This window comes from Massilia sp. P2_C2, from assembly GCF_056404615.1.
Genome location: NZ_JBFUDR010000195.1, coordinates 1 through 11,863, shown reverse-complemented (window position 1 = coordinate 11,863; position 11,863 = coordinate 1). Strand labels below are relative to the sequence as shown.

Annotated in this window: 13 protein-coding genes; 11 read left to right on the top strand and 2 right to left on the bottom strand. The window is 65.0% G+C overall.

Features of this window, described 5'->3' with window-relative positions; genetic code table 11:
• Positions 1–160: 160 nt before the first annotated feature.
• Both flgM and flgA read right to left on the bottom strand, forming a co-directional pair.
• Positions 161–469 (bottom strand): flagellar biosynthesis anti-sigma factor FlgM, encoded by a 309-nt coding sequence (flgM, locus tag AC1DYX_RS20595; RefSeq protein ID WP_477262235.1) that lies wholly within the window; start codon positions 467–469, stop codon positions 161–163.
• A 128-nt stretch (positions 470–597) separates the two neighbouring features.
• Complete coding sequence (gene flgA / locus AC1DYX_RS20590) at positions 598–1,299, bottom strand: flagellar basal body P-ring formation chaperone FlgA (protein ID WP_477262233.1); 702 nt, start codon at positions 1,297–1,299, stop codon at positions 598–600.
• Positions 1,300–1,471: 172 nt separating this feature from the next.
• Here flgA and flgB point away from each other — a divergent pair, with 172 nt between their 5' ends.
• From flgB to flgL, 11 genes are all read left to right on the top strand, one after another.
• Positions 1,472–1,900, top strand: coding sequence for a flagellar basal body rod protein FlgB (gene flgB / locus AC1DYX_RS20585; RefSeq protein WP_477262231.1), 429 nt, complete (start codon positions 1,472–1,474; stop codon positions 1,898–1,900).
• A 2-nt stretch (positions 1,901–1,902) separates the two neighbouring features.
• Complete coding sequence (flgC, locus tag AC1DYX_RS20580) at positions 1,903–2,301, top strand: flagellar basal body rod protein FlgC (RefSeq protein WP_477262229.1); 399 nt, start codon at positions 1,903–1,905, stop codon at positions 2,299–2,301.
• A gap of 49 nt (positions 2,302–2,350) precedes the next feature.
• Entirely contained in the window at positions 2,351–3,058 is a 708-nt protein-coding gene (locus tag AC1DYX_RS20575) for a flagellar hook assembly protein FlgD (protein ID WP_477262227.1), read from the top strand.
• Positions 3,059–3,205: 147 nt separating this feature from the next.
• A complete protein-coding gene (locus AC1DYX_RS20570; protein ID WP_477262226.1) occupies positions 3,206–4,732 on the top strand; it encodes a flagellar hook protein FlgE in 1,527 nt (508 codons plus the stop codon).
• A 123-nt stretch (positions 4,733–4,855) separates the two neighbouring features.
• Positions 4,856–5,596, top strand: coding sequence for a flagellar basal-body rod protein FlgF (gene flgF / locus AC1DYX_RS20565; protein ID WP_477262224.1), 741 nt, complete (start codon positions 4,856–4,858; stop codon positions 5,594–5,596).
• Between the two features lie 61 nt (positions 5,597–5,657).
• Complete coding sequence (flgG, locus tag AC1DYX_RS20560) at positions 5,658–6,440, top strand: flagellar basal-body rod protein FlgG (protein ID WP_477262222.1); 783 nt, start codon at positions 5,658–5,660, stop codon at positions 6,438–6,440.
• On the top strand, positions 6,437–7,084 hold the full coding sequence (locus AC1DYX_RS20555) for a flagellar basal body L-ring protein FlgH (protein ID WP_477262220.1): 648 nt from the start codon (positions 6,437–6,439) through the stop codon (positions 7,082–7,084). The genes flgG and AC1DYX_RS20555 overlap by 4 nt, the downstream gene beginning before the upstream one ends.
• A gap of 57 nt (positions 7,085–7,141) precedes the next feature.
• The gene (locus AC1DYX_RS20550) at positions 7,142–8,248 is read left to right on the top strand and encodes a flagellar basal body P-ring protein FlgI (RefSeq protein ID WP_477262218.1); all 1,107 of its coding nucleotides are present in this window, start codon (positions 7,142–7,144) and stop codon (positions 8,246–8,248) included.
• 14 nt (positions 8,249–8,262) lie between these two features.
• Positions 8,263–9,234: a flagellar assembly peptidoglycan hydrolase FlgJ gene (flgJ, locus tag AC1DYX_RS20545; protein ID WP_477262216.1), complete on the top strand. Its 972-nt coding sequence runs from the start codon at positions 8,263–8,265 to the stop codon at positions 9,232–9,234.
• A 47-nt stretch (positions 9,235–9,281) separates the two neighbouring features.
• On the top strand, positions 9,282–11,231 hold the full coding sequence (gene flgK / locus AC1DYX_RS20540; protein WP_477262214.1) for a flagellar hook-associated protein FlgK: 1,950 nt from the start codon (positions 9,282–9,284) through the stop codon (positions 11,229–11,231).
• 26 nt (positions 11,232–11,257) lie between these two features.
• Positions 11,258–11,863: flagellar hook-associated protein FlgL (gene flgL, locus AC1DYX_RS20535; protein ID WP_477262212.1), on the top strand; the 606-nt coding region annotated here is incomplete at its 3' end.

Sequence of the window (11,863 nt, the reverse complement as noted above, 5' to 3'; positions counted from 1 at the left end):
CTGCGCCAGCTGCAGCTTGTTGGGGGTGATGGTCGACAGGCCATCGGCATCCGCACTGATCAGGAGCTGTTGCTCGGTTTTCATCAGCTCCACGATGGAACCGATCACTTGCTGTTCGTCGCGCAGGGTCGCGCCAGGGGATGCTGTGGCCATTGTCTATCTAGTGTTTGCGGGAATGCAGCAGATCGCGCACCGTGTCCAACAGGCCGTCCGCCACTTTCTCTGAATTAACCTGAAAATGGCCATCCGCGATGGCCGCCTTGATGCGTTCGACCTTCTTGCTGTCGAACACTTGATTGGTACTGCCGCCAGCCGCCAGTGCCTGACCTTGCGAGGACAGGCGCACGGTGTCGGTCGCTGCGGGCGTGACCGTCTTCGCGGCGGCCGCGTCGCTGCTTTTCGCAGTCGTGGCCGCCGTGTTGTTGGCCTGCACGCCCGCGTTACTCTTGAGGGTATCGTTGATTTTCACAGCATCATCCTTCTCAGGTCGGAGCAGAAAGCCCGGGATCTGCCAAGGGTATCGGCGCAGTTGCCAAAAACTTTAGGGCATCCACACAATATGTGACGATCCAGGTTTCCGGTGTCCCCCGTGCTGCGTTAAAACGCCACCTCGACCATGCCGCCGGCATGTGCCGTGCCGCTGACGACCGTGCCGGACGGCGTGCGCACCTGCACGATCTGGCCATCGCCGGCGTTGCCGATCGCCTTGCCTTCGGCGGATACCGAAAATCCACTGCCGTTCGAAACCAGGCGTACGGCCTGGCCCTGCTGCACGACGGGCCGGCTGCGCAGTATGTCCAGGCGCAGCGGCGTGCCGGCCGCCAGCGACACGGTCGGCGTGCGGCCGATTGCCTGGGCCATGTCCGTGATGATGCCGTTCGGCATGGCGGCGATGTCGCCTTTTACCAACACCAGCTGGCCTTGCTCGATCGCTTGTCCCTGGGCCAGCGGCAGCGCCGCGGCAACGTACTCGGCCTGCACGTTCACCTGGGCCTGCACGAAGATCGTCCAGTTCGACGGCGCCGTGCAGCGCACGCCCACCGTCGTCTTGCCCCAGGCGCGTGCGCCCGGCTGCAGGAAGGCTTCCGGCGCCGGGCAGGTGGCGAGGGCCGTGCGGGCGTCGATGGCGCCGACCTTCACCGTCACGTCGCCGGGCAGGCCGGCGGTCTGGGTCTGCAGGAATTGTTCGACGACGGTGCGCAGGGCGTTGACGTTTTGCCTGCCGGCCACGGGAGTGGTCTGCGCGGATGCGAGCGCGGCAGTCCCGAGGAGCAGGGCGGTGAGGAGCGTGCGTTTCATGGCGATTGAACGGTACGGTTTTTTGCGACGCTGCCATCTTAGGTCGAATGATTCCTGGTTGAAACTACGAATAGCCGCGCTTTGGGTCGCTTTATTGCCCGATTGGAAGAGTCTGCCGTTCCGTATGATCCATGCTGTCACCACCAGCATGTCTGGCAACCAGGAGCCCTCCATGATCGGCAAACTCGACGACTATTTGCGCTTCAATGAAATGGCGCTCAGCCTGCGCTCGCAGCGCCAGGAATTGCTCGCTTCGAACATCGCCAACGCCGATACGCCGAACTTCAAGGCACGCGACATCGATTTTTCCAATGCCCTGCAGGGTGCACTGGCGCGCGCGACGAATTCTGCGCCGCTGGCGACGACGTCGGGTGCGCATTATCCGAACGCCAGGGCCGCCGCCGACGGCAAGACGCTGGCGGACGGTGCCACGCCCGTGCTGTACCGCACCGAGACGCAGGGCGCGGTCGACGGCAATACGGTCGACATGGATACGGAACGCACCCAGTTCGCCGACAACGCGCTGCGCTACGAAGCCGGCATCACGATGCTCAACCAGCAGATCCGCAACATGCTCCAGGCCATCCAGGGAGGCCAGTAATCATGTCCTTATTTAATGTCTTCAACGTGGCCGGCTCGGCCATGAGCGCCCAGGCCCAGCGCCTGAACACGACGGCCAGCAACCTCGCCAACGCCGACAGCGCGACCAGCGCCACGGGCGAAGCCTATCGCGCCAAGCAGGTCGTGTTCGAAGCCGTGCCGATGGAGAGCGGCACCGGCGTCAAGGTGCGCGAAGTGGTCGAGGATGCGTCGCCGCTGAAGCAGGTGTACGACCCCAAGAACCCCCTGGCCGACGAGAAGGGCTATGTCTCGATGCCCAATGTGAACGTGGTCGACGAGATGGTCAACATGCTGTCGGCCTCGCGCTCGTACCAGACGAACGTCGAGACCATGAATGCGGCCAAGACCATGTTGCTCAAGACACTGACGCTCGGCCAATAATCCGAATAATCCGAATAATCCGAATAATTCCTCCCCCTGACACGCTCCCATGGCGACCGTAACCGATACCAACAGCGCGCCCATCACCGACCTGATGGCGACGATGAACGCGAAGAAGGCGACCAGTACCGATGGCGTCTCCGCCGACACCGACAAGTTCATGACCCTGCTGGTGACCCAGCTGCAGAACCAGGATCCGCTGAACCCGATGGACAATGCCCAGATGACGAGCCAGCTCGCGCAGCTGCAGACCGTGACGGGCGTGAACAAGCTGAACACCACGCTGGAATCGCTGAAGTCCAGCTACCAGAGTTCGGAAGCGATGCAGGCGACGAGCCTGATCGGCCACGGCGTGCTCGTCGACGGCAACAAGGTCACCCTGGCGAGCGGCAAGGCCGTGCTGGGTGCGAACCTGGCCAGCGATGCCGATGACGTCAAGCTCGTCATCAGCGACGCGAAAGGCAACGAGGTCGAGACGATCGACCTGGGGGCGCAGAAGGCCGGCGTCGTGCCGCTGGCCTGGGACGGCGTGCCGGATGCGACCAAGCTCGACAGCAACGGCAAGCCCGTCACCCTGCCCGACGGCAATTACACATTCAAGGTCGTGGCGACGCGCGGCGGCGCCAACCTGACCGACGCCACCGGCCTGTCGTTCGACAGCGTCGCCAGCGTCACCACCAACAGTAGCGATGGCGTCAAGGYGAACCTGTCCGGCAAGGGCGCGCTCACGCTGGCCGACATCAAGCAGGTCCTCTAAGAAATTATTTCAGTAGGGTGGGCACCCCGTGCCCACCGAACGCATACGGTCCGCGAACGTTGTGGTGGGCACAGGGGCGCCCACCCTACTGGGATAGGCACCAAGCGCGGTCGGTACTCCGAAACGAACGGATAACAGGAGAACAACATGTCCTTCCAACAAGGCCTGAGCGGCTTGAACGGCGCAGCGAAATCGCTGGACGTCATCGGCAACAACATCGCCAACTCGAGCACCGTCGGCTTCAAGGGCTCGACGACGGAATTCGCCGACGTCTATGCGCGTTCGCTGAATGGCGCCGGCGCGACGCAGGCGGGCATCGGCGTGAGCGTGGCCGCCATCGCCCAGCAATTCACCCAGGGTAATATCGAGACGACGGCCAACCCGCTCGACATCGCCATCAACGGCGCCGGCTTCTTCCGCACCGAGATTGCCGGCACTGTCCAGTACACGCGCAACGGCCAGTTTTCGCTGGACAAGAACGGCTACGTCGTCACGCCGCAGGGCGCCAACGTGACGGGCTATGGCGTCGCCGCGAACGGCCAGATCCTGGCCAGCACGCCGACCCCCCTGAAGATCAGCACGGCCGACATGAAGCCGGTCGCGACCACGAAGGTCGACACGTCGATCAACCTCGACTCGCGCGAAGCCACCCCGACCAACTACCCGTTCAACGCCAACGACGCCACCACCTACAACAAGCAGGTGCCGGTGAGCGTGTACGACACGCTGGGCAACTCGCACACGATGTCGCTGTACTACGTGAAGACGGGTTCGGGCACCTGGGACGTGTATGCCGGCGCCGACGGCACCGAGATCACCAACGTCAATGTGGCCAAGGCCGCCAGCGTCGACCCTGCGGCACAGGCCGCGCGTGCAGCCTGGACCGCCGCCACGAAGGCGTCGCCGCAGGATCCGGCCGCCGTCGCCCAGGCGCTGACCGCCTACGGCGCCGCGGCATCGAACGCGGTCAGCACGGCCGCCGGCAGCTCCGGCGCCACCGCGGCCACCGTCACGGCCATTCAGGCGGCCGCCGGCAGCATGGGGAACACGGTCGGCGCGACGCCGGACCAGGTGGACCAGGCCATCGCTGCCGCCGTGTCCGTGCCGTCCGTCCCGATCGGCACGCTGAAGTTCGACTCGAACGGCGCGCTGTCGGCCCCCCTGATGTCGCCGCAGACCTTGCCGCTGAATGTCTCCTTCCCGATCTACCCGGCCACGGGCGCCATGGAAACGCTGGCGATCAAGGTCGGCTTCAACGGCAGCACGCAGTACGGCGCCGACACCAGCGAAAAGCTGACCACCCAGGACGGCTACACGGCCGGCCACCTGCAGCGCTTCTCGGCCTCGGCCGACGGTACGCTGCTGGGCCAGTACAGCAATGGCCAGACCAAGCCGCTGGGCCAGGTCGTCCTCGCCAACTTCACGAACGCAGGTGGCCTGGAACCGATCGGCAACAACTCCTGGACCGAAACGTCGGCGTCGGGCACCCCGCTGCTCGGCGTGGCGGGCACGGGCGGCTTCGGCGTACTGCAGTCGTCGGCGACGGAAAGCTCGAACGTCGACCTGACGGCCGAGCTGGTCAATATGATCACGGCCCAGCGCGTCTACCAGGCCAACGCGCAGACCATCAAGACGCAGGACTCGGTGCTGCAGACGCTGGTGAACCTGCGCTAAAAAATAGGCTGCTGAGCCGTAGGGTGGGCACCCCGTGCCCACGCGAATGCCAATGTGACGCGAACTTACGCGTGGGCACAGGGGTGCCCACCCTACGTTTTTTGTTTTGAGAGAGATGATCAGATGGATCGGTTGATTTATACGGCCGCCAGCGGCGCCAAGCATATCCTCGAGCAGCAGGCCACCACGTCGAACAACCTGGCCAACCTGAGCACGACGGGCTTCCGCGCGCAGCTGGACACGTTCCGCGCCGTGCCCGTCGTCAGCGAGGGCTTGCCCACTCGGGCGTTCGTCGTCGACAACACGGTCGGCGCCGATTTCACGGCCGGCCCGTTGCAGGTGACGGGGCGCGACCTCGACGTGGCGCTCAAGGGCCGTGGCTGGATCGCCGTGCAGATGCAGGACGGCACCGAAGCCTATACGCGCAACGGTTCGTTGCAGATCAGCCCGAACGGCATCCTGCAGACGGCCAATGGCCAGACCGTGATGGGCGAGGGCGGGCCGATCGCGATTCCACCGAACACGACCGTGTCCGTCGGCAAGGACGGTTCCATCTCGTCGCTGACGACGGACACCGTGCCGGCCACATCTACCGTCGTCGGCCGCCTGAAGCTCGTCAATCCGGACGAGAAGCAGCTCGTGCGCGGCGACGACGGGCTGTTCCGCATGCAGGACGGCGCCACCGCGCAGGCCGATCCGGCCGTGACGGTGACGAGCGGCGCGCTGGAAGGCAGCAACGTTTCGGCCGTTGATTCGATGGTGAACATGATCTCCCTGGCACGCTCGCTCGAGACACAAATGAGCCTGTTAAAGAACGCGGAGAATAACGCGGCGAAAGCGACGCAGATCCTCGCTTTGACTTGATTTCTCCTAGGACATAATTCCATGGTGGGTGACGGGTTTGCCGTCGCCATAGGAGAACACCATGATCCGCTCGCTGTACATCGCCAAGACCGGCCTGGAAGCCCAGCAGACCAACCTCGACGTCGTCACCAACAACCTCGCCAACGTCAGCACGAACGGCTTCAAGAAGTCGCGTGCCGTGTTCGAGGACTTGCTGTACCAGAACGTGCGCCAGCCCGGCGCGCAATCGTCGCAACAGACCCAGTTGCCGTCCGGCCTGCAGATCGGTACCGGTGTGCGTGCCGTCGCCACCGAGCGCATCCACACGCAGGGCAATCCCCAGCAGACGGGCAATTCGAAGGACGTGATGATCAATGGCTCGGGCTTCTTTCAGGTCCTGATGCCGGACGGTACCACGGCCTATACCCGCGACGGCTCGTTCCAGACCGATAACAACGGCCAGCTCGTCACCGCCAGCGGCTATGTGCTGCAACCGCCCATCACCGTGCCGAGCAACGCGCTGACGATGACCGTCGGCCGCGACGGCACCGTGTCCGTGACGACGCCGGGTACCGTGGCGCCCACGCAGATCGGCTCGATCCAGGTGTCGAATTTCGTCAACCCGGCCGGCCTCGAATCGCTGGGCGAGAACCTGTATGCCGAGACGGGCGCGTCGGGCACCGCCCAGACGAGCACCCCGGGCACGAACGGTGCCGGCGTGCTGATGCAGGGTTTCGTCGAAACCTCCAACGTCAACGTCGTCGAAGAGATGGTCAACATGATCCAGACGCAGCGCGCGTACGAGATCAACAGCAAGGCCATCACCACGTCCGACCAGATGCTGCAAAAGATTGCCCAGTTATGAACAAGCTCAATGTCATCGTGTGCGCGCTGGCGCTGGCCGGCTGCGCATCGACCCCGACGTCGATCGTCAAGCAGCCGACGTCCRTGCGCCCGATGCTGGCCGAGGCCGGCACGCCGACGGAAGGTGCGATCTACAACGCGAATACGTTCCGTCCGATGTTCGAGGACCGGCGCGCGCGCCACATCGGCGACATCCTCACGATCAGCATCGTCGAGAAGACCGCGGCCAACAAGAGCGGCGCCAGCACGGGCAACAAGTCGGGCAGCGTCAACGTGGGCGTGCCGGGGCCGCTGCAGGGCCGTCTCGGCGGCAATATCGCCACGAGCACCGGCACCAAGTTCGCCGATGGCGACACCCAGACCGCGTCGAACGCCTTCACGGGCACGATGGGCGTGACGGTGTCCGAGGTACTGCCGAACGGTAACCTGATCGTCGTCGGCGAAAAGCAGATCGCCATGAACAAGGGCGTCGAATTCATCCGCTTCTCGGGCATGGTGAATCCGGACTCCATCCAGCCGGGCAACGTCGTGCAGTCGACCCTCGTGGCCGACGCGCGCGTCGAATACCGTACCAACAGCCAGATCGACCGCGCCGAGATGACGTCGATGATGTCGCGTTTCTTCCAATCGCTGCTCCCATTTTAATAATTTGGGGTCAGAGCCCGAATTTCTCGGGTGGGCTCTGACCCCAACTGACTAAATATGAACTTTAAAACCTTCGTCCTCTGTGTCGCCCTGCTGGGGCCCTTGGCCGCGACGACCGCCCACGCCGAGCGTTTGAAAGATCTCGCCAGCATCGGCGGCGTCCGCCAGAACCAGCTGTCCGGCTACGGCCTCGTCGTCGGCCTCGACGGCACCGGCGACCAGACGACGCAGACCCCGTTCACCGTACAGTCGATCATGGCGATGCTGCAGCAGAAGGGCGTCAGCCTGCCGGCCGGCACCCAGCTGCAGCTGAAGAACGTGGCCGCGGTGATGGTCACCGCCTCGTTGCCGGCGTTCGCCCAGCCGGGCCAGACGATCGACGTGACCGTGTCGTCGATGGGTAACGCGAAGAGCCTGCGCGGCGGCACCCTCTTGATGACGCCGCTGCAGGGCGCCGACGGCCAGGTCTACGCCATGGCCCAGGGCAATGTCCTCGTGGGTGGCGCGGGGGCGTCGGGCGGCGGGGCGCAGGTGCAGGTGAACCAGTTGTCGGTCGGCCGCATCTCGGCCGGTGCCACGGTCGAGCGCGCCGTCGCGTCGAACCTCGGTGCCGACAACCAGGTCAAGCTGGAATTGAACACGACGGACTTCTCCACCGCCAGCCGCGTGGTCGAAGCCATCAACGAGAAGTTCGGGCCGGGCATCGCGACGGCGCTGGACGGCCGCGTGATCCGCGTGCGCGTGCCGTCGTCGAGCGACCAGCGCGTCAGCTTCCTCGGCATCCTGGAAAACATGGACGTCCGGCCGGCCGAAGCGGCCGCCAGGATCATCCTCAACGCGCGCACGGGTTCCGTCGTCATGAACCGCGCCGTCACGCTGGAACCGTGCGCGATTTCGCACGGCAACCTGTCCGTGAGCATCGGCGCCGACACGCAGGTGAGCCAGCCGCAGGCCGGCTCGCTGGGCAGCACCGTCGTCACGAAGAATCCGCAGGTGTCCGTCAAGAAGGATGCCGGCAAGGTCATCATGCTGAACGGCGGCGCGTCGCTGGCCGAAGTCGTCAAGGCGATGAACGCGATCGGCGCCACGCCGCAAGACCTGCTTGCCATCCTGCAGGCGCTGAAGGCCGCCGGTTCGCTGCGCGCCGAACTCGAGATCATTTAACCAGCGAGGCCACCATGCTCGGCTCCACTTCCGACCTGTCCAGTAAATTCGCGCTCGACACCAACAGCCTCGGCGACCTCAAGCAGTCGGCGAAGTCCGGTTCGCCGGAAGCGCTGAAGGGTGCGGCGACGCAGTTCGAATCCATGTTCGTCAACATGATGATGAAGAGCATGCGCGACGCGACGCCGCAGGACGGCATGACGGACAGCCAGGAGACCAAGACGTTCACGGGCATGCTGGACCAGCAGATGAGCCAGAAGCTGGCCAAGCGCGGCATCGGCCTCGCCGACGTGCTCGTGCGCCAGCTGACCGTGCAGCAGCAGGGCCAGCAGCTGATGCAGGACATGAACAAGCAGGCCCTCGGCATCGGCGGTGCTGTACAAACGAACACGCAAACGGGCACGGGCGCCACATTGCGCATGCCGAGCGATCCGGACACGCTGCCGACCGACGGTACCGTGACCCCCGGCACGGCGGGCGCATCCGGCATCACCGGCAGCGCGCGCGGCACGGCGAATGCGAGCAAGCCGGCGCACGTGCGCGCCTTCCAGGAAAAGCTGGGCGACGCGGCCGAGGAAGCGGAACAGGCGACCGGCGTGCCGGCCAAGTTCATGCTGGGCCAGGCCGCGCTGGAGACGGGCTGGGGCCGGCGCGTGATCCGCAACGCGGACGGCAGCTCCAGCAACAACCTGTTCGGCATCAAGGCCGGTCCGGGCTGGAAGGGCAAGGTGGCGACAGCCGTCACGACGGAATACGTCAATGGCAGGCCACATGCGAGGGTCGAGAAGTTCCGTTCCTACGATTCGCACGCCGACGCGTTCAAGGATTACGCCCGCATGCTGAGCAATAACCCGCGCTACGAAAAAGTGCTGGCGCACGGCGGCGACGCGGCCACGTTCGCGCATGGCCTGCAGCGTGCCGGCTATGCGACCGACCCGCAGTATGCGGCCAAGCTGTCGCGCATCATCAAGCATTCGCTTGCATAAAGTTTTGGCGGAACATGCCGTCAACGACATAGCGAAAGAACACCACCATGTCCCTCCTCAGCATCGGCAAGACCGGTTTGTTCGCGGCCCAGGCGGGCCTGGCGACGACCGGTAACAACATCACCAACGCCAACGTCGCAGGCTACAGCCGCGAGGTGGTGGTGCAGGCGACTGCGACCTCGATGGGGGGCAGCAATGGATACATCGGCACCGGTACGGAGGTTTCCCAGGTCAAGCGTTATTCGGACGACTTCCTGAACGCCCAGGTGCGCACGGCCCAGGCCGCGAGCAGCGGGCTGGACGCGTACCAGGCCCAGGTCCAGCAGATCGACAACCTGCTGGCCGACACGACGTCCGGCYTGTCGCCGGCGCTGCAGGATTTCTTTGCGGCCGTGCAGAACCTGACGGGCGACGGCGCGGGCGTGTCGTCGCGCGGTTCGTTCATGACGTCGGCCGAGACGCTGGCCGCGCGCTTCCAGAGCATGAACGGCCGCCTGGACGAGATCCGCAAGGGCGTCAACACGCAGATCACGGCCAGCGTCACGTCGATCAACACGTATGCCGCGCAGATCGCGCAACTGAACGACCAGATCGGCAAGCTGACGGACGCCGCCGGCCTGAACCCGCCGAACGACCTGCTGGACAAGCGCGACCAGCTGATCATGGAATTGAACAAGCAGGTCAAGGCAACCGTCATGCCGGGCGATAACAATAGCCTGACCGTGTCGATTGGCAACGGCCAGCCGCTCGTCGTCGGTACCAGTGCGTTCCAGCTGGCGGCGACGAATTCGCCGACGGACCAGACCCGCACCACGATCGGCTATGTTACCAACGGCAAGATCACGCCGATGGCCGAGCGCTCGCTCACGGGCGGCGAGTTGGGTGCTGCGCTGCAGTTCCGCACCACGTCGCTGGACCAGGCACAGAACTCGCTGGGCCGCGTTGCGATCGCGCTGGCCACGACGATGAACGACCAGAACCACCTCGGCCTGGACGGCAACGGCAAGCCGGGCGGCGACATCTTCACCGTGGCGGCGGCCGAAGTGACGAAGAACGTCAACAACAACCAGACGAGCACGACGGCGGTCACGGCCACGGTCGTCGACGCCACGCAACTGACGACGAGCGATTACAAGGTCGACTTCGACGGCACGAACTACAACGTCTACCGCCTGTCGGACAACAGGAAGACGGTGATCGCGCCGTTCCCGCAGGCCCAGCCGCAGGTCGTCGATGGCCTCGCATTTTCCGTCACGGGCGCGGCCGACGCCGGCGACAATTTCCTCGTGCGCCCGACGATCAACGGCGCCGCCAACTTCAGCCTGGCGCTGACGGACGGCGCCCAGATCGCGGCCGCCGCGCCCATCGCCACTAGCGTCCCGCTGACCAACAGCGGCTCGGGCAAGATCAGCGCGGGTGCGGTCGACAAGAACTACCTCGGCTCGCCGCTCGCATCCAGCGTCACGCTGAGCTACGACAAGGCCACGGGCACGCTGTCCGGCTTCCCGGCCGGCCAGGCCATCACCATGACCCTGAACGGCACGACGACGGCGTATGCGGCCGGCTCGAACGTGCCGTTCCAGGACGGCGCCAGCTACACGGTGGCCGGGATGAGCTTCACGATGAACGGCGCCCCGGCCAACGGCGACATCTTTACGATCGCGCCGAACACGGGCCTGGGCGATACCCGCAACGCCGGCCTGATGGGCGATTTGCAGTCGACCAATATCCTCGACGGCGGCAAGGCGACATTCCAGTCCGCCTATGCCACGCTGGTCAGCACGGTCGGCAACAAGACGCGCGAAGTGCAGGCCAATGCCGAGGCCGCGGCGGCCCAGCTGACGCAGGCGCAGGCAACCGCCAACAATGTTTCCGGCGTCAACCTGGACGAGGAAGCGGCCAACCTGCTCAAGTACCAGCAGGCCTACCAGGCCGCGGGCAAGGTGATGCAGGTCGCCGATACCGTTTTCAACGCGCTGCTGCAAATCGGCCACTGACCGGATAGACGGAAAGGAATTACGTCATGACCCTACGCATCAGCACCAGTGCGATCTACCAGGCCGGCACCACGCAGATCAACACGCTGCAGGGCCAGATGGCCAAGACGCAGATGCAGCTGTCGACGAACAAGCGCATGCTGACGGCAGCCGACGACCCGATCGCCTCGGCGAAAGCGCTGGAACTGACCCAGTCGCAATCGATGAACACGCAGTTCGGCACCAATCGGACGAATGCGAAAGCATCGCTGTCGATGGTCGACAAGACCCTGCAGGACGTCACGGGCCAGATCCAGGACATCCAGACGCTGATCGTCACGGCCGGCAACGCCGCCTACTCGGACAGCGACCGCAACGCCCTTGCCACCGAGCTGGAAGGCCGCCTGACCGACCTCATCGGCCTGGCCAATACGACCGACGGCACCGGCACCTATCTGTTTTCCGGCTACAAGACGACCTCGCAACCGTTCACCCAGACCCCGACGGGCGCCGCCTACCAGGGCGACCAGGGCCAGCGCATGCTGCAGGTCGGTTCGGCGCGCAAGATGGCCATCAGCGAGAGCGGCAGTGCCGTCTTCGAAGCCAACATGACCGGCAATGGCACCTTCCTGACGCAGGGCGCGGCCACCAAC